Source organism: Psychrobacter sp. Ps6 (genome assembly GCF_022129235.1).
Classification (GTDB): Bacteria; Pseudomonadota; Gammaproteobacteria; order Pseudomonadales; family Moraxellaceae; genus Psychrobacter.
Genome location: NZ_JADQAI010000003.1, coordinates 308,288 through 326,491, shown reverse-complemented (window position 1 = coordinate 326,491; position 18,204 = coordinate 308,288). Strand labels below are relative to the sequence as shown.

The 18,204-nt window shown below is 44.1% G+C and carries 15 protein-coding genes; 6 read left to right on the top strand and 9 right to left on the bottom strand.

Going from position 1 to position 18,204, the window contains the following annotated elements; translation table 11 throughout:
- Positions 1–230 precede the first annotated feature (230 nt).
- Together I3255_RS05615 and I3255_RS05610 are read left to right on the top strand one after the other, a co-directional pair.
- On the top strand, positions 231–1,250 hold the full coding sequence (locus I3255_RS05615) for an LLM class flavin-dependent oxidoreductase (protein WP_238037691.1): 1,020 nt from the start codon (positions 231–233) through the stop codon (positions 1,248–1,250).
- A 30-nt stretch (positions 1,251–1,280) separates the two neighbouring features.
- Positions 1,281–1,451 (top strand): hypothetical protein, encoded by a 171-nt coding sequence (locus tag I3255_RS05610; protein ID WP_238037689.1) that lies wholly within the window; start codon positions 1,281–1,283, stop codon positions 1,449–1,451.
- Positions 1,452–1,584: 133 nt separating this feature from the next.
- Here I3255_RS05610 and I3255_RS05605 read toward each other — a convergent pair whose 3' ends face one another.
- The 5 genes from I3255_RS05605 to ispF form a co-directional block, all read right to left on the bottom strand.
- Positions 1,585–2,544 (bottom strand): AEC family transporter, encoded by a 960-nt coding sequence (locus tag I3255_RS05605; RefSeq protein ID WP_238037687.1) that lies wholly within the window; start codon positions 2,542–2,544, stop codon positions 1,585–1,587.
- 239 nt (positions 2,545–2,783) lie between these two features.
- Positions 2,784–4,679 carry a tRNA uridine-5-carboxymethylaminomethyl(34) synthesis enzyme MnmG gene (gene mnmG / locus I3255_RS05600; protein WP_238037685.1) on the bottom strand — a complete coding sequence of 632 codons (1,896 nt, stop codon included), beginning with the start codon at positions 4,677–4,679 and terminating at the stop codon, positions 2,784–2,786.
- Positions 4,680–4,939: 260 nt separating this feature from the next.
- Positions 4,940–5,479: a hypothetical protein gene (locus I3255_RS05595; RefSeq protein WP_238037684.1), complete on the bottom strand. Its 540-nt coding sequence runs from the start codon at positions 5,477–5,479 to the stop codon at positions 4,940–4,942.
- Positions 5,480–5,750: 271 nt separating this feature from the next.
- On the bottom strand, positions 5,751–6,101 hold the full coding sequence (grxD, locus tag I3255_RS05590; protein ID WP_057759647.1) for a Grx4 family monothiol glutaredoxin: 351 nt from the start codon (positions 6,099–6,101) through the stop codon (positions 5,751–5,753).
- 117 nt (positions 6,102–6,218) lie between these two features.
- On the bottom strand, positions 6,219–6,722 hold the full coding sequence (gene ispF / locus I3255_RS05585) for a 2-C-methyl-D-erythritol 2,4-cyclodiphosphate synthase (RefSeq protein ID WP_238037682.1): 504 nt from the start codon (positions 6,720–6,722) through the stop codon (positions 6,219–6,221).
- A gap of 260 nt (positions 6,723–6,982) precedes the next feature.
- Here ispF and mnmA point away from each other — a divergent pair, with 260 nt between their 5' ends.
- The 3 genes from mnmA (at position 6,983) to I3255_RS05570 (ending at position 10,485) form a co-directional block, all read left to right on the top strand.
- Positions 6,983–8,209, top strand: coding sequence for a tRNA 2-thiouridine(34) synthase MnmA (gene mnmA, locus I3255_RS05580; RefSeq protein ID WP_269117272.1), 1,227 nt, complete (start codon positions 6,983–6,985; stop codon positions 8,207–8,209).
- A gap of 213 nt (positions 8,210–8,422) precedes the next feature.
- Complete coding sequence (gene purB / locus I3255_RS05575; RefSeq protein WP_238037679.1) at positions 8,423–9,814, top strand: adenylosuccinate lyase; 1,392 nt, start codon at positions 8,423–8,425, stop codon at positions 9,812–9,814.
- A 32-nt stretch (positions 9,815–9,846) separates the two neighbouring features.
- On the top strand, positions 9,847–10,485 hold the full coding sequence (locus I3255_RS05570) for a DUF2238 domain-containing protein (RefSeq protein WP_238037677.1): 639 nt from the start codon (positions 9,847–9,849) through the stop codon (positions 10,483–10,485).
- Between the two features lie 4 nt (positions 10,486–10,489).
- On the opposite strand, the gene I3255_RS05565 is transcribed toward I3255_RS05570, so the two are convergent.
- The gene (locus I3255_RS05565; protein WP_238037675.1) at positions 10,490–10,675 is read right to left on the bottom strand and encodes an NF038104 family lipoprotein; all 186 of its coding nucleotides are present in this window, start codon (positions 10,673–10,675) and stop codon (positions 10,490–10,492) included.
- A gap of 117 nt (positions 10,676–10,792) precedes the next feature.
- Between I3255_RS05565 and I3255_RS05560 the strand changes: the two genes are divergently transcribed.
- A complete protein-coding gene (locus tag I3255_RS05560; RefSeq protein ID WP_238037673.1) occupies positions 10,793–11,965 on the top strand; it encodes a cupin domain-containing protein in 1,173 nt (390 codons plus the stop codon).
- Between the two features lie 187 nt (positions 11,966–12,152).
- Here I3255_RS05560 and I3255_RS05555 read toward each other — a convergent pair whose 3' ends face one another.
- The 3 genes from I3255_RS05555 to I3255_RS05545 form a co-directional block, all read right to left on the bottom strand.
- On the bottom strand, positions 12,153–12,845 hold the full coding sequence (locus I3255_RS05555) for a 1-pyrroline-5-carboxylate dehydrogenase (protein ID WP_238037671.1): 693 nt from the start codon (positions 12,843–12,845) through the stop codon (positions 12,153–12,155).
- 11 nt (positions 12,846–12,856) lie between these two features.
- A complete protein-coding gene (putA, locus tag I3255_RS05550) occupies positions 12,857–16,087 on the bottom strand; it encodes a bifunctional proline dehydrogenase/L-glutamate gamma-semialdehyde dehydrogenase PutA (RefSeq protein ID WP_238037669.1) in 3,231 nt (1,076 codons plus the stop codon).
- Between the two features lie 709 nt (positions 16,088–16,796).
- Positions 16,797–18,092 (bottom strand): NCS2 family permease, encoded by a 1,296-nt coding sequence (locus tag I3255_RS05545; RefSeq protein ID WP_238037667.1) that lies wholly within the window; start codon positions 18,090–18,092, stop codon positions 16,797–16,799.
- Positions 18,093–18,204 lie beyond the last annotated feature (112 nt).

Genomic DNA, 18,204 nt, shown 5'->3' with positions numbered 1-18,204 from the left:
AAGCAGGTAACTTCGGTTACCTGCTTTTTTATGTGCTGACGCTTTTTATTATGCAGTTATTTTTATAATGATAGGCTTATCTATCAACGGATGCTGTTGCTAACCACGCCCCTTAACCATCGATAATCTGTCTTTGTTATGATTTATTGCTACTCGGTAACACCGCTTGAAATCGATAGTGGTGACAAGCATATCAAGAGCAAATAATTAATCACTCTACTGGATAATTTATGAATAACAAAATCCCTTTATCTTTTTTAGATCTAGCACCTGTACCTGAAGGCAAAACAATCTCTGAAGGCATCGCCCAAACGGTTGAAACCGCTCAGCAAGCAGAAAAATCTGGTCTAAACCGCTATTGGATGGCAGAGCATCACAATATGCCGGGTATCGCCAGTGCAGCAACCTCGGTATTGTTATCACATATCGGTAGCCAAACCGAGAGCATTCGTATTGGGGCTGGTGGCGTGATGCTACCGAACCATGCACCTCTCGTGATTGCTGAGCAATTCGGTACATTGCAGGCGTTATATGGTGACCGCGTTGACTTAGGGTTAGGGCGCGCACCTGGTACTGATGGCGCTACATTTCAGGCACTGCGCCGCCAGATGAAAGACGCTGAGCGTTTTCCACAAGATGTACAAGAGCTGATGTACTTCTTGGGCAATGATACCGATGGCAGCCATGTACAGGCGTTCCCTGGCGCCAAATCAGGCATCCCTATTTGGATATTAGGCTCTTCTCTATTTGGTGCGACCTTAGCCGCGCATTTAGGATTGCCCTATGTGTTTGCCTCACATTTTGCACCGCAAATGCTAGGACAAGCAATTAAAGGCTATCGTGAGCAGTTCAAACCGTCTGCTTATTTAGATAAGCCTTATGTCATGCTTGCTGCAAACTTGTTACTGGCTGACGACGATGAAACTGCTCGGTATCACTTTACCTCAGCACAGCAGAGTTTTGTACGCTTGCGCCGTGGTGAGACAGGTCAAATGCCAAAGCCTACGCACGATATGGACAGCACCTGGAGCCAAGCAGAAAAAATGATGGTAGATAATGCGCTGTCAGTTTCATTTATTGGATCTGTCGAAACGGTCAAACCAAAATTGGCTGCGTTTTTGGCAACCCACAAACCAGATGAATTGATTGTGACTGCTAATGTACATAATCAAGCAGCGCGTATTCGTTCACTTGAACTTACACCGGAGCTAAATTTATTTACTTTACAATCAAATGAGACACTTGCATAATTATTGCTAAACCTTAACTGGATTTTTGACATGGAAGCAACTGCTACTGTTGGCGCCTCATTGATGATTGGCTCGTCGATATTTATGTATATCTTGGCATTTCTTGCAGTCATGGCCATCGGTGGATATCTGACCTATCGTACTAGCCCAAAGCAAAAACAACGTCGAGAAGATAAGCGCAATCAAGACAATCTGAATTAACATAAAAAATCCCCTTTCTCTTTTTTGAAAAAGGGGATTTTTTAATGTAGTAAAACAGTAATAAGACTTACTATATTGAAAATTGTAGTGTCTGTTAAAGTAAATTTAGTGAATCTTTTTCCTAGATTCTTTACTACATTAAACCAAGCGCACGTAATGCTGCCGCACCGAATGCCATTCCGAACATCCCCACCACCGTCGTAAACGCCAAAATATTTGCCGCAAGCACATCATTGCCACCCATAGCCTTTGCCATCACATAACTGGCCGCAGCAGCTGGTGATGCCACCATCAAGAATAGCACACCCATATGTACGCCTGATAATCCGAATGCTAATCCAATCGCAATGGCGATGATTGGCGCAATAACAATACGACCAATACTGGCCTGCATAGACAATCCTGAAGCATTCAGCATCGACTTCAAATCAATACTGGCGCCAGCGCAAATCAATGCCAATGGCAATGCGACCGCTGCCAACAAATCACCAGTCGTGTGAATCACACCCGTGAGTGGTGGCAATGGCAGCGCCTTATAGGCAAATGCTGATAGCAAAGCCAATATTAGTGGATTAGTAAATACTTTTTTGATAATCATAATACTGCGACTGATCAAAGTATCATCCACACTTTTAGAGACACGACTTAACGTAATGACCGCTAAAATATTGAACAATATGGTGACTACGCCCATGTAAACGGCACCAATACTTAAACCACGCTCACCATAAGCATTAGCAACGGTTGCGAGGCCAATAATAGCCATGTTGCTACGGAAAATACCTTGTACGAAAACGCCTTGGTCGGCAGGACGTTTGACAAAACGCTTGGCATATAACTCTGCCCCAAAAAACAGGACAAATGTCACCAAAATACCAACAAAAATTAGCTTAACTTGCTGACCATAATCAACATCGCTATCAACCACGCTAAAAAACAACAAGCAAGGCAGGCAGTAGTTAAAAACAAAGCTGGATGCCTGATCAATGAAACTTTGGCTCGCCTCGCCACGCCTTTGCATAAAAAAACCCAACCACATCAAAGCAAGGTTGGGGAATACAATAGTAATAGCAAAAACAATAGCATCAATCATAAATAGGCTCAATTCGGTGACAAGCCCATCATGATATGAGCATCAACAAGAAAATTTAATAAGTAATAATCAGATTTTACGACCTAGTATAGAGACAAAGCAGCAAGTAAGACAAGTTTGAATGAGACTTTATTTCGATAATAGAGTAGATTTTAATAAACAAAAGCCCGTAATAATATTTTATTACGGGCTTTTTATATCATGGATGCTTTGTTATAAAAGGCTTTAGCATATTACCGTTATGAGTCAAGCGCAGCCTTTGCTTTTTTATGTTTTTTGACCGTCATCGCCAATAACTGTATGGCCGCAGGTGTGACACCGCTGACACGTCCCGCTTGAGCAAGCGTCGCAGGACGAACTTGCGTGAGTTTCTGTACAATCTCGTTTGATAGACCTGAGACGACGCTATAATCAAAATCTAGCGGTAGCGCCGTGTTTTCTAGGCGCTTCATTTGATCAATATCTTCTTGCTGACGATCGATATAGCCTGCATATTTGACAGAAATCTCGATCTGCTCTCCTACTTGCGCATCTACTGTTGAGTCAGTAATAGCAGCGATATCAGCAAAATGTATTTGCGGACGCTTGAGTAAATCAAAAGCCGTCGATTCTTTAGAGAGTACCTCACCTGTTTGCTCAGTCACTTGCTTACCTAGTGCGTTGGTAGGCGTGGCCCACATGTCTTTTAGGCGTGACGTTTCTGTTGAGATCGCTTCCATTTTTTCTTGATAAGCTTGCCAGCGTACATCATCTACCAGTCCTAATTTACGACCCGTCTCAGTTAAACGCTGATCGGCATTGTCTTCACGTAAGAGCAAACGATACTCTGCACGGCTCGTAAACATACGGTATGGCTCGGTAGTACCGTGAGTAATCAAGTCATCCACAAGTACGCCAAGATAGGCTTCATCGCGGCGCGGTGTCCACGTTTCAAACTCACTGTTATTGGTCGTCACCAATGCCGCATTGGTACCTGCTAGCAACCCCTGCACGCCCGCTTCTTCATAACCAGTCGTACCATTAATTTGACCGGCAAAGTACAGACGATCAATCGATTTGGTCTCAAGCGTAGGCTTTAGGTTTTGCGGATCGAAGTAATCATACTCAATAGCATAACCTGGGCGAGTAATATGGGCGTTCTCTAAGCCTTTCATACTGTGAATGAAGTCTAACTGCACATCAAATGGCAAGCTCGTTGAGATACCGTTCGGATACAGCTCATGCGTGGTCAAGCCTTCTGGCTCAATAAAAATCTGATGGCTGTCTTTATCCGCAAAGCGATGGATTTTATCTTCAATCGATGGACAATAACGTGGGCCTACGCCTTCGATTTTGCCCGAAAACATTGGCGAGCGGTCAAGATTTTCACGAATGATGTCATGAGTACGCGCATTGGTATGCGTAATATAGCAATTGACCTGCTCAGGGTGCATAGAGACGTCACCCATATAACTCATCACTGGCAATGGCGTATCACCAGGCTGTACCGTCATCACACTAAAGTCAACGCTACGTGCATCGATACGCGCTGGCGTACCTGTCTTTAGACGACCTACTGGGAGCTTAAGCTCACGCAAACGATCCGCAAGCTTGATAGACGGCTGATCCCCTGCACGTCCACCATTTGAGTTTTCCATACCGATATGAATGACACCGCCCAAAAAAGTCCCTGAGGTCAGCACTACTGTTTCGGTCTTAAAGACAATACCTGTAGACGTCACAACAGCTGTCGCTCGACCATTCTCTACTAAGATATCATCGGCGGCTTGCTGAAATAAATCTAAGTTTGGCTGATTTTCTAGCGTGTGACGAATTGCTGCTTTATACAAGATGCGGTCCGCTTGCGCACGTGTAGCGCGCACAGCAGCGCCTTTACGACTGTTTAGCACACGGAACTGGATACCCGCTTTATCCGTTGCCAGCGCCATTGCACCGCCCAACGCATCAATCTCACGCACCAGATGCGATTTACCGATACCGCCAATCGCAGGGTTACAACTCATCTGCCCGAGCGTCTCGATATTATGCGTCAACAATAAGGTCTGTGCGCCCATGCGTGCAGCCGCCAGAGCAGCCTCTGTACCAGCATGACCACCGCCGATCACTATCACGTCGTAATGTTTTGGGTATTGCATGTGTGCCTCACTTGACTCATAACGCTGCCGATGGTCATATTCTATTAATAAAGAACACGGCAATCGACAAATAAACGTCAGTCGTATTTATAAAAAAGATAACGACTCAGATAAGTCGTTCATAATTGGTTGAATAACCTGTCATTATAACAATTTTTTTAAGCTTAAAAAACGCTAGGACAAAAACTATTATAATTAAGCGCAAAGATATTTATGCCATCATCACTTTAGTGGTTAGCTTTTGAGTTTGTAATAATATTTTAGTTATTACTGTTTCCACGGCTCAAGGGTACGATCTGATCCGATTGACCGCTAGACAGCATATGATGGCTACCATACCCTTCTGGATTGATCTGTAGATAAGCGTTCATTTGACCGATCGCCTCACCATCATCACTCGCCAAAATCTGCGCTTTGATAAGCTCAACTGGCGGTAATGGTAAGTTTTTGAGCAATGCTAAACGCTGATGGTTATCACCCTTGTTGACTACCAATTCGATAAGCTGACGGGCATCGATTGGCAAATCTGGCGTGTTTTGAGCCAACAATGCCAAGTGATAAGCACCTGCTGGATCTTGGTCCATAACAATGCGCTGTTCAATAGCAATATAGGTCGCTTCAGTTGCACCGCCCGCCACACTAAGCTGATGAATACACTTCAGTGCTGAGTTTGACTCATTATTAGCAATCTCAATGATCCGCGTAGATTCGTTTTTTAAACGCTCACGACGCTTTTCAATCGCTGCCTGCTCAGCCGCTTCTCTCTGCTCATTTAACTGTTCACTGGTTTGGTTATTCATAAAGCTCTCTTACTTATCTGATAATTATTATTTATATCGCTGACATCTTTGACACTATATGGGGGTAAATCCTATAAAAACAACGAAGCCTAATGTCATAGGCGCATGGAAATACTAGTAGGGACAAGAAGAAATAGATACGCTACTAACAAAACTAATAGCGACAATAAAAAAACCCAAATAGCCATTAAATGACTATCTGGGTTTGCTGTACTCATATCTTACAAAGGCTAATTAGACATCAAAGACATCCAATTCACACTTTTAAGTACTAAGCAGCAGGGCTGTTTGCTTCAACCAATGGCTTTAGCTCGCCTGATTGATACATTTGCAGGATGATGTCTGATCCACCCATCAACTCGCCATCAATCCATAATTGCGGGAAAGTTGGCCAGTTCGCAATTTTTGGCAACGTTGCACGGATTTCCGGGTTCTCTAAAATGTTCACAAACGCAAATGGACGACCAATCTGAGTCAACACTTCGATAGAGCGCGCTGAAAAACCACACTGTGGAAATTGCGGTGTGCCTTTCATGTAGATAATAACTTTATTGTCACGGATTTGATCACGGATCAATTGTTCAACGTCGTTTGCAGCAGTATTTGGGGTTTGCTCACTCATAAAAGCTCCTATTGATAAAGCGGTTCATTGAAATGATTATTTATATAAAAATAATTGTGTAAAGACGTGGCTGATACATGGGGCGACTGCCACTGTATTACAAGCACGAATTTCGATCTATACAGGTTCGATAGCATTAGGGACTAATAATACCACGGCATTGGCCATGATGCCCTCTTGACGACCCGTAAATCCCAATTTTTCAGTCGTGGTGGCTTTTACACTGATATTGCTAATATCCGTTTGCAGGTCACTAGCGATATTGGCACGCATTGCTGGGTTATGCGGCGCCAACTTTGGACGCTCGCACATCACCGTAATATCAGCGTTGCCTAGGCTATAACCAGCCTCTTGCACTTTACTATAGACATAACGTAGCAATACTCGTGAATCTAATCCAGCATGTGCCGCATCGGTATCGGGAAAATGCTGCCCGATATCACCAAGCGCCAATGCACCAAGTAGCGCATCAGCAAGTGCGTGCAAGACCACATCCCCATCAGAGTGTGCGAGCAAACTATGAGTATGCTCAATAGGCACGCCCGCTAGAATGACGTATTGTTGCTGCTGACCATTATTATGAAAAGCATGAACATCGATACCTTGACCAATTTTTATCATTATTATTCCAAGATGAGTTGAAGGTGATTAAAATAATTCAAAACCACTATCTGAATTTTCAAAGTGGTTTTACTAGTAGCCAGACACCATCGGTCGCCACCAGTTTCAATTAACTGGTATAATATGACGTTTATTTTATCATAATACCAGATCTAAAAGACAAGCTGACGTTGTTGTGCTGAGACTACGTATTGTAGCGATTGCATAACGCTTGGCGTCGGCATGTACTTTGGATAACGTATAAATAGTTGAGCCGTTTTATGTCAGCCATACAAAATACCTCAAGCACAACCGTTTCTGAGTCTTTTAATGCTCATCGCCCTTTAACACTTGCTGATGTCGAAAATCCTAGCACCAAGCATGTGATTGTCGGTATGTCAGGTGGGGTCGATTCTTCTGTATCAGCCGTATTACTTCAGCAGGCAGGCTTCAAGGTCGAAGGCTTGTTTATGAAGAATTGGGAAGAAGATGACGGCACCGAATACTGTACGGCGATGGATGATCTAGCAGACGCGCAAGCCGTATGTGACAAAATCGGTATGAAGCTGCACACGGCCAACTTTGCTATGGAATACTGGGATCGCGTATTCGAGCACTTTTTGGCGGAATATAAAGCAGGCCGCACCCCAAACCCTGATATCTTGTGCAACAAAGAAATTAAGTTTAAGGCGTTTTTGGACTATGCGTTGACGCTTGGTGCAGATTATATCGCGACCGGTCACTACACGCGCCGCAGTGTGAATTATACCAATGCCGAAGGTGACGAGGTTGCACAGTTATTGCGCGGTCTTGATAATAATAAAGATCAAAGCTATTTCTTGCATGCGGTTGGCGGTGACAAAATCGCTAAAACGCTATTCCCAGTTGGTGAGCTTGAAAAGCCAGTGGTACGTCAGATCGCTGAAGAGCATGACTTAGCGACGGCTAAAAAGAAAGACTCTACAGGTATTTGCTTTATTGGTGAGCGCCGCTTTAAAGACTTCTTACAACAATATCTGCCTGCCCAAAAAGGCGAGATACTTACTGATGATAATAAAGTCATCGGCACTCATGACGGTCTCATGTATTACACATTGGGTCAACGCGGCGGCATCGGTATTGGCGGCGTTAAAGACCGTCCTGAAGAACCATGGTTTGTATTGGCAAAAGATTTAGAGAAAAATCGTTTAATCGTCGGTCAAGGGCATGAACATTCAATGCTAATGAGCAACGAGCTAAAAGCCTATAAGCTCGACTGGATTGATGGTTTACCGCCTGCGGATGTGTTTAGCGACGAAGGTCTAGCTTGTATGGAGAAGTCTCGCTATCGCCAGCCAGACCAAGCGTGTCGCGTATTTGCGACCAATACTGATGGCAGCGAAGTGCGCGTGGTATTTGATGAGCCACAGCGCGCCGTCACCCCTGGTCAGTCAGCGGTATTTTATATCGATGAAGTATGTTTAGGCGGCGGCGTGATTGAATCTATCGATGCACCTTGCGGATTTTAATTGCTTCCTAAGACTACAACCTAAAGCACAGATGTTGATGCAGTGAATAGATTGATTTTAATGAGCGTCAACATCGCTTTATTTGCATAGACCGCTTTTTTAATATCATATTTCTGCTATATTACGCGCAACGATTTCGACGTCGTTTTTTATATGGTAATTTTTTATCCAGACTCTTGCAGTTTTTTATTTCATAACTACTGAGGCATAACCATGACCCCACTTACCGCTCTCTCTCCAATTGATGGTCGTTACGCATCAAAGGCTGACAGCTTACGTCCTTATTTGTCTGAATTTGGTCTAATCAAAGCCCGCGTTACGGTAGAGATTCGCTGGTTGCAGTCTTTGGCTGACAACAGCGCAATTGGTGAATTAGCAGCATTTGATGACCAGACCAACGCTTTTTTGAATGCAATCGTCGATGACTTTAGCGAAGCAGATGCTCAAGCTATCAAAGACATCGAAGCGACGACCAATCATGATGTAAAAGCGGTTGAGTACTTTATCAAAGACAAGTTCCGTGGTCAGGATGCCTTGATTGACTCACTTGAGTTCATTCACTTTGCTTGTACCAGTGAAGACATCAATAACCTATCATATGCATTGATGCTCAAAGACAGCCGCGAGCTAGTCGTTACCAAAATGCAGCAAGTGACTGATAGCATCGTTGACCTATCTATTGCTCATGCTGATCAGCCAATGCTATCACGCACTCATGGTCAGACAGCCAGTCCAACGACACTTGGTAAAGAAATGGCAAACGTGGCCTATCGCCTAGCCCGTCAAATCAAGCAAATTAATCAAGTAGAGCTATTAGGTAAAATCAACGGCGCAGTCGGTAACTATAATGCGCATTTTTCAGCGTATCCTGATGTCGACTGGCAGAGCCATGCTGAAGCGTTTATCAATCAGCGTCTAGAGCTAACATTTAACCCTTATACGACTCAAATCGAGCCACACGACTATATCGCTGAATTGTTTGATGCCGTTAAGCGCTTCAATACAATCTTGATCGATTTCAACCGTGATATTTGGCAATATATTAGCTTAGGCTATTTCAAACAACGTCTAAAAGATGGTGAAGTAGGTTCTTCTACCATGCCGCACAAAGTCAACCCAATTGATTTTGAAAACTCTGAAGGTAATTTGGGTGTTGCCAATGCTATGCTGGCACATCTGGGTGAGAAACTACCGATTTCACGCATGCAGCGTGACCTATCGGACTCAACGGTGTTGCGTAATATCGGTGTTGGTCTAGCACAGAGCATGATTGCGTTTGATGCTTGTTTAAAAGGTGTTGGTAAACTTGAGCTAAATGCACAGCGTTTAAATGATGACTTGAATCAAGCGCAAGAAGTGTTGGCAGAGCCAATTCAAACGGTCATGCGTCGCTACCGTGTTGAAAACCCGTATGAGAAACTAAAAGCCTTGACTCGCGGTAATGCCATGACTCGTGAAGCCATGCTGACGTTTGTCGAAAGTGATGAGCTGTCGGCTGTTAGCGATGCGGATAAAGAACGCCTACGTGCATTGACGCCTGCTACTTATATCGGTAATGCCGCTGAACAAGCACGCGCTATTAAAGAATGGATTGCCAAACTATAACTGTCGGGCTTTAATAGCGATCTGCGACCAATATGCGTCAGGATAATAAGTCTGTGCTTGCTAGTACGATTGCGGTATTTGTCGTCATGGTACTGGCAAGCATTGAGCCTCTAGAGTGGTCGAGCTACTTATTTCATCAGCTCGGTACACTACTTTTCTTGGCATTAATGCTAGGTGCTTATTGCTATCGCTATGTTAGCTCACGCTCCTATGTGCTCGCGTCACTATTTTTACTCATTCATATTATTGGTGCGCGTTATCTATACTCTTACGTGCCCTACAATGACTGGACACAGCAACTATTCAGTATACGTTTAGATGAGTTATTTGGCTGGCAGCGCAATATGTACGATCGTCTTGTCCATTTTAGCTACGGGGTTTTACTGTTCAATGCGATGGCAGATATCTCAAAGACTATCTTTAACATTCAATCTGTCAAACTACTCATCGCACTTGCTCTCATGATTAATATGTCATCAAGTCTGCTCTACGAATTACTCGAATGGAGCATTGCAATGACGTTATCACCAGAAGCTGCCGAAGCTTATAATGGTCAGCAGGGTGATGTATGGGACGCCCACAAAGATATGGCTTTAGCATTACTCGGTGGGCTAATTACGGCAGGTATTATGCTATTTGAAACTCGTCAAAACCAAGTCGTATCTAATTAAGTGATTAATCGTCTTTTTTATCATCGTCACTGTCGCCCGGTATAATGGCTTTACCGACAGCAACGGTTCCTTTGACCACGCCTTTGGTGGTTTTATAAGCGATTTTGGCAGGTACGGTGACAATCTTATGGACACAGGCCTGTAGCATAAACATACTTGCGATAATGACGATAAAATGTAATTTTCTCATAACTTTCCTACGATTCAGTGGCTGCTCTGATGATAGCCATCAGATAGGTGATCATCATAAACGATTAAAACCTTTCCATAAAGCATCTCTTACTATCAATCTCATATGGATTTACCCATGACTTCTATTCCTCTTTGTCTACCCGACTCTATCACGCCTGAACAGTTTTTGGCCGAATACTGGCAAAAGAAACCCCTACTTATCAAGCAAGGCTTACCGCAGCTGATCGACATGTTTGAGCCAGATGACATGATTGGTCTTGCCCTTGAGGAAGATGCTAGCGCACGCTTGCTAACCCAAGCAGCCAATAAAAAAGAAGGTCAAGCGCAGTGGCAACTCAAGAAAAGTCCGCTAAATGAAACTGACTTTGACAACCTGCCAGAACAATGGACTGTACTGGTACAAAATCTAGAACAGTGGTCGCCAGAGCTCGGTCAGTTGTGGCAAGCGTTTGACTTTATTCCGCAATGGCAGCGCGATGACATCATGGTTTCCTACGCTCCAGCAGGTGGGTCGGTCGGTAAGCATTATGACGACTACGATGTATTTTTGGCACAAGGTTATGGTTCACGGCGCTGGCAGCTCGGCAAGTTTTGCGATGAGCAGACAGAGTTTGTTGCTGATGAGCCTTTACGCTTGTTTGACGACATGGGCAAGCTTATCTTCGATGAAATATTAGAAGCGGGTGATGTCCTTTATGTACCGCCTAAATTATCACATTTCGGGGTGGCACAAGATGACTGTCTCACTTTCTCTTTTGGCTGTCGTCGTCCAAACCTGATGCAAATCATCGATAGTGTGGCCGATATTGCGACCAACGACAGCAAGCTATTTATCCCGATGCTATTACCGCAAGCACTACAAGCGTCAGGTGAACTGCAAGCAGACAGCGTCGCTGCGATCAAAGCGCAATTACTAGAGATGCTACAATCTGAGCGCGGTGATGATATGATTCGCCAAGCTGTCTCTGAAGTGGTTGGTAAACGCCAATATGATGCGCTCATGCCAGAAGAAACGCTGGATACTGAAGCGCTCGTACAGGCATTGTCTGAGGGTGCTACATTGCAAGCAGATTATAGCAATCGCCTACTCTATAGACAGACCAATGATGGCATCGTGCTATATGCTAATGGTCAGCGTCTCGATGGACTTGATGATGCAGCAATAGCAGTGTTGGTACGTTTGGCTGATGGAGAGCCATTACACCATCATGATGTGAAGGATGTCGATGCAGACGATTTGAGCGAATGGTTAGAGAACGGTTGGGTATGGATTGAAATGGCTGAATAAGACCGCGTAATTGTTTTCAGTTAAATCACGCAAATAAAAAAACCGCTATCTGACAATTGCTCAGATAGCGGTTTTTTCTTATACATATTATACAATTACTCGTTCAATACTCATAATGATGTATCAAACACCGCTTAGTATTCATTAAAACCAGTATAAACACTAAGCGGGTTGGTCGTTAATACTATTACTCTGTACCAAGCTCAAGCAAGCTCGCGTTACCGCCGATTGCTGTGGTGTTAATAGTCTTAACACGCTCAGTGACAAAGCGATGCAGATAATCAGGTGTCAACATTTCTGATAAGCCTTCCATATCAGTGACGCTAATCACTTGCGTCAATATACCGTCTGTCTTAGCAAGCTCTTGACTGATGGCTTGTATTTCGCTGTGATTACCAGAAACGGCTACTTGGGCTAGGCGGTCGATATACAAAAGCGTGATAGTTTGCGAGTCATTGGCCACGCTCAATACATCTTCGCTAATACCTGTGTCGTACAATATCTTGGCAGCTTCATTGCACATCTCATCTTGGCTTGGACAATGCAATATGACTTCATTACCAGTCAGTAATGCGGCTATCAGCTGCCCTAGCACTGCCATTGCTCTGGCAGACTCTTCACCAATGACCATCGTCTTACCACGTCCTGTCACATATAAGTCATTTGACTCACCAGTTGCGCCAGTCATACGGTGCGTCTCATCCAAACTAGGAGCCGCGCTCAATAGATGATTGAACAAACGCTTTGCTTTATTAGCATCACCAGTCAATAGAGACAACTTTGGAATTGCCGCCTCTAGGTACGTTGCGCGATTGACCGCGCCAAGTAGTCGCCAAGATTCACAAACCTGGGCATGATTTTTTTTGAATTCAGTCGCCATGTTGCTACTCCTTATGCGAGTTCTGTTTGAGTGGTTGTTTGTTTGCTACCATTTGATTCTGAGCTAAGCTGCATCAGACGCGCAACATAGTGCGGACCACCAGCTTTAGGACCAGTACCAGACAGACCACAACCACCGAATGGCTGGACGTTTACGACCGCGCCGATTTGGTTACGGTTGATATAAGTGTTGCCTACAAAAGCACGGCGCTCGATATGCTCAACAGTTTTTTCGATACGGCTATGGATGCCCATAGTCAAACCAAAGCCTGTATTGTTGATAGAATCAATAAGCTTATTCAGATCACGTGCTTTATAGCGCAATACATGTAGAATTGGGCCAAAATGTTCACCACCAATAACGTCTATGCTTTGTACTTCAATCGCTGTTGGCAATACAAAGGTAGACTTCTCTTGGCTGACAACCGAGCTGGCACTCATTGGGGTTTGGGCCAAAATAGTCGCCGTAGGCTCAGCGTCCATACGAGCGATATGCGCCTCAAGACCATTTTTGGCATCAGCATCAATGACTGGACCTACATCTGTAGCAGCGTATAGCGGGTTACCAACAGAAAGCTCAGCCATATTACCTTGCAATAGCTCGATTAAATCATCAGCCATCTCTTCTTGTACACATAGTATACGGCAAGCTGAACAACGCTGACCTGCTGAACCAAATGCAGATAGCACAGCGTCTTTAACGACTTGCTCTGGCAGTGCTGTTGAATCAACAATCATCGCGTTCTGACCGCCAGTCTCAGCGATAAATACAGGCAGCTCGCCACTCGCTTGTGCATGATCATTCAAGCTTTGATTGATACGCTGAGCAGTTTGGGTTGAGCCAGTAAATATCACACCTGCTATGTTGTCAGCAGCCGTTAGTGCTCCGCCTACGTCACCAGCACCTGTCACCAATTGTAGTGCTTCTGCTGGTACACCCGCTTGATACATGAGTTGCGCACCAAAATGAGCAATCAAGCTGGTTTGTTCAGCAGGCTTAGCAACTACCGTATTACCTGCTGCTAGTGCCGCCACGATTTGACCTGTGTAGATAGCCAATGGGAAGTTCCATGGGCTAATACACACAAAGGTGCCACGTGGTTTATAAACTTGACGAGATTGCTTACCAGACAAATCTGTAAACTCATGCACGACATCGTCTAGGCGCTCTGCTTCATCAGCGTAAAAACGACAGAAATCAACAGCTTCTTTGATTTCATCGATACTGTCTTGCATAGTCTTGCCTGCTTCGACTTGGCATAGTGCCATCAGCTCAGCGTAGTTTTCTTCAAATAGTTCAGCCGTCTTACGCAAGATTGCTGCACGTTTGACCACTGTCACGCTTTGCCACGTACTTTGACCAGCGACAGCGACATCAATCGCTTGACGAGCCAGTTCTGCGTTGGCATATTTGACTTCACCAGCGCTTACGTCATGATTCCAAGGCGCAAGTACAGGCTGAGCGTCAAGCTGATGGGTGACACCATCTACTTCATATTCATTTACTGCTTGGCCGTTGATGATAGGTGTCGCTGACCATTTTTTATTGAGATGGCTATCAATAGCTGCTTTAAACGGTAACCACTGTGACTCTACAAATATGTTAGGGCCAAAACTTGCACGTCGCGAACCATAAATCTCTAGTGGTAGCGGGATATCTGAGTTGTGCAAGGTTGGGTTAGCAAGTAGCTTGTCATATGGATGCACAGTTAGTTTTTCAATCGGATAAGACTTGTCTAATAACTGATGGACAAACGAGCTGTTGGCACCGTTCTCTAACAAACGACGTACCAAATATGGTAGCAAGTCTTTGTGCGCGCCAACTGGTGCATAAATACGTACAGGAATCTCATAAGATTGCAAGATATGATCATAAAGCGCATCACCCATACCGTGCAAACGCTGGAACTCAAACTCTTTATGGGTGCTCATGGTCATGATGGAAGATAGTGTATGAGCATTATGCGTCGCAAACTGTGGCCAGATAAGGCCGCGCAGATGGTCTGATAATAAGAAACGCGCACTGGCAAGATATGCGGTATCTGTACCTTCTTTGCGTGTCCACACTGGATAGCCTGATAGACCTTTTTGCTGAGCAAGTTTGATCTCAGTATCCCAATAAGCGCCTTTTACGAGACGTACTGGAATGCGATCGCCTACTTCAGAAGACAAACGGGCAAGCCAAGCCAATACAGCGATAGCACGTTTAGAATAACCCTGTACAACAATACCTAGGCCATCCCAACCAGCTGTTGAGTTATCACGGTACAGAGACTCAAACAGTTTTAAAGAAATCTCAAGACGATCCGCTTCTTCGGCATCAATACTAAGATCAACATTGACTTCGCGTGCCGCTTCAATAAGGAGCAAGCAGCGTTGACGCAATAGACCCATGACCTGAGCTTCTTGTGTCGCTTCATAGCGAGGATGCAGCGCAGACAATTTAATAGATACTGACGGCTTAGGCATACCTTCTTTGACTTTGACGTTGGCCGTCGCTTTGATTGCATGCAAGTAGTCATTGAAGTATTTTTCAGCATCTCTATGCGTGATAGCCGCTTCACCTAGCATATCGAATGAATAGGTATAACCTTTATTACGATATGGCTGGCTGTTTTTATTGGCGTCTTCGATGGTTTCGCCCAATACAAACTGATGACCCATGATACGCATGGCTTTTTGCATGGCACTACGAATGACAGGTTCACCCATCTTTTTGGTCATGCGATCCAAGAAACCTGATGCAGTGGTGCTGCTATCAATACTGACGACACGGCCTGTCATCATCATGCCCCAAGTAGAGGCATTGACCATGAAACCATTGTCATTTTTGATGTGCTTTTTCCAATCAGCCACACTCATTTTGTCATGAATCAATGCATCAGCCGTATAGTTATCCGGCACTCGAATCAACGCTTCTGCCAAGCTCATGAGCAAGATACCTTCTTGGGTATCAAGGCTATACTCAAGCAATAATGAGTCAACCATCTTGACGGCTTTGCCATCGTTACGCACATGCTCAACCAGCTTGCGAGTCTGCTCAGCGGCAGCATCACGCTCTTGGGTACTAGGCTTGGCAAGTGGCAATAAATCAGACAACCAACGCTGTTCATCAACACTATATAATGGTGAAATACGCTTATATAGCTCTTCTATTGGCTGGGCAAGATACTCTGGCGACAGCATATCAACAGGATTGAACAAAATCGGCTCTTGCGGGGTAAACTGGTCTACTGGGTTCATAACAACTCCATAACTATCGTTTAAAAACCATAATAAATGGTGCTTTAGGAAGTCTGATCGTCCTGCATAACTGCTCGTAACCGCTATCAAAATAGAGGTTATTGACGGATATTCACAGCAATAATCAAAAGACCAAACGGCGCCATCACAAAACTAGAAAATCCAGCACATGCTGGAGATGGTTAAGTAGGTCGTTCAACTGTTAAACGGGCTACGTTAACAATACAAAGGCAACAACGAAAAATTAAGCGGCATTAGTGCCTTCTTCTTGTTAGTAGTGAAAGGAGTGTGATGGACAAATATCGCTTGAATGAAGTGACAAAAAATCACTTGAGCAAGCCCAAACATACCATCTTAAATGTGCAAATTCACTGTAAGAAAAACCTCTACGGCGTTGATTGAGGTGATGCGCTTAACTCGGCTATAATATCATGAAAAAAAAATTCAAACTAACGATTTTTTTTATTTTTATAAATTAATTTGCCTTTAAATAACAAAGACTTACAGTCACTTTATCAGTCATGACGCTTTGGTTATATTTTTTAGTTTACTATTACTGATTAATTATTATCAATATTTTGGGCTCCAATCGCACAAATTTTCGGCTCACCAGTAAGCTAAGTACTGTCTCCAAATGATAAAAACCCTCTTTACCACTAAGTGATAAAGAGGGTTTTATTGTTAGGTCTCATACCTAGCGCAATACGCCTTATAAGAAGATAATTTTAACCAATAGCACAAGAGTCAAAAGCCATACAGCGATGCTGATGTCAGCGAACTTGCCAGCGATTGCTTTGACCGCGGTAAAGGTGATAAAACCAAGCGCAATGCCATCAGCGATAGAGTATGTTAGCGGTGTGAACAGCAATACAACCACAACAGGCGCCGCTTCTGTTAAGTCGCTCCAGTCGATGTCTTTTAAGGTGCCCATCATCAGTACGGCAACATAAAATATGGCACCGGCCGTCGCGTATGCTGGGATCATACCGGCTAATGGAGAAAAGAAAATACTTAGTAAAAATAACACACCAACAGTGACTGCCATCAATCCTGTACGGCCACCTGAGGCAATGCCAGAGATACTTTCAATATAACTGGTTGTCGATGAAGTACCAAGTAAAGAGCCTGCGACTGTCGCTGTTGAGTCTGCTAATAGCGCCTTGCCCATATTTGGGATATTGCCATCTTTGTCAGTCAACTTGGCTTGGCTAGTGGTCGCAATGAGCGTGCCTGCAGTATCAAATAGATCCACAAATAAGAAAGCGAAAATCACACTGATCATACCAACATCAAATGCGCCCGCGATATCGAGCTGCATCAGTGTCGGCGCGATTGAAGGTGGTGCCGATATGATACCGGTAAACTGTGTATAGCCCATTAGCAAGCTAATCAGAGCAACCAGTAAAATACCAATGGTTACCGCGCCTGGGACTCTTTTATAAGACAGACCGATAATAACGACAAAACCTAATGAAGCCAATACAGGGCCAAATGACGTCATATCACCAAGGGCAACCAAGGTCGCATCATGATTGACGATGATACCTGCACTCTGCAAAGCAATAAAAGCCAAGAATGCACCAATACCAGCGACCACGCCGTTTTTGAGAGAGTTTGGAATCGCATTAATGATCGCTTCACGAATTTTAAATAGACTTAATAGTACAAAGATACAACCTGACAAGAACACCGCACCCAGCGCGGTTTGCCATGCATAGCCCATACCTAGAACCACGCCATACGTAAAGAAGGCATTAAGTCCCATGCCTGGCGCTAACGCTACTGGTAGTCGGGCATAAATACCCATGATAAAACAACCTACCGCTGCGGCCAAACAAGTTGCAACAAATACAGCCCCTTTGTCCATACCCGCATCGGCTAAGACATTAGGGTTAACAAAGATGATATAAGCCATCGTTAAAAACGTGGTTATACCAGCGACGATTTCTGTTTTGATTGTGGTATTGTCACCATTAATCCCAAAATAGCGTTCAATTGCATTCATAAGTGTCGCCCCCGACTGGATAATAAAAAGTCACCACTACCTAAAATCAAACATAACCTCAGCAAGAATAGCAATGCCGCAGTAAGAATAATGTAGTAACAAAGCGTAACAT

Bases quoted from the DNA above. Each gene is read 5' to 3' on its own strand.
- I3255_RS05615 (WP_238037691.1), top strand. From the start codon at position 231: ATGAATAACAAAATCCCTTTATCTTTTTTAGATCTAGCACCTGTACCT.
- I3255_RS05610 (WP_238037689.1), top strand. From the start codon at position 1,281: ATGGAAGCAACTGCTACTGTTGGCGCCTCATTGATGATTGGCTCGTCG.
- I3255_RS05605 (WP_238037687.1), bottom strand. From the start codon at position 2,544: ATGATTGATGCTATTGTTTTTGCTATTACTATTGTATTCCCCAACCTT.
- mnmG (WP_238037685.1), bottom strand. From the start codon at position 4,679: ATGCAATACCCAAAACATTACGACGTGATAGTGATCGGCGGTGGTCAT.
- I3255_RS05595 (WP_238037684.1), bottom strand. From the start codon at position 5,479: ATGAATAACCAAACCAGTGAACAGTTAAATGAGCAGAGAGAAGCGGCT.
- grxD (WP_057759647.1), bottom strand. From the start codon at position 6,101: ATGAGTGAGCAAACCCCAAATACTGCTGCAAACGACGTTGAACAATTG.
- ispF (WP_238037682.1), bottom strand. From the start codon at position 6,722: ATGATAAAAATTGGTCAAGGTATCGATGTTCATGCTTTTCATAATAAT.
- mnmA (WP_269117272.1), top strand. From the start codon at position 6,983: ATGTCAGCCATACAAAATACCTCAAGCACAACCGTTTCTGAGTCTTTT.
- purB (WP_238037679.1), top strand. From the start codon at position 8,423: ATGACCCCACTTACCGCTCTCTCTCCAATTGATGGTCGTTACGCATCA.
- I3255_RS05570 (WP_238037677.1), top strand. From the start codon at position 9,847: ATGCGTCAGGATAATAAGTCTGTGCTTGCTAGTACGATTGCGGTATTT.
- I3255_RS05565 (WP_238037675.1), bottom strand. From the start codon at position 10,675: ATGAGAAAATTACATTTTATCGTCATTATCGCAAGTATGTTTATGCTA.
- I3255_RS05560 (WP_238037673.1), top strand. From the start codon at position 10,793: ATGACTTCTATTCCTCTTTGTCTACCCGACTCTATCACGCCTGAACAG.
- I3255_RS05555 (WP_238037671.1), bottom strand. From the start codon at position 12,845: ATGGCGACTGAATTCAAAAAAAATCATGCCCAGGTTTGTGAATCTTGG.
- putA (WP_238037669.1), bottom strand. From the start codon at position 16,087: ATGAACCCAGTAGACCAGTTTACCCCGCAAGAGCCGATTTTGTTCAAT.
- I3255_RS05545 (WP_238037667.1), bottom strand. From the start codon at position 18,092: ATGAATGCAATTGAACGCTATTTTGGGATTAATGGTGACAATACCACA.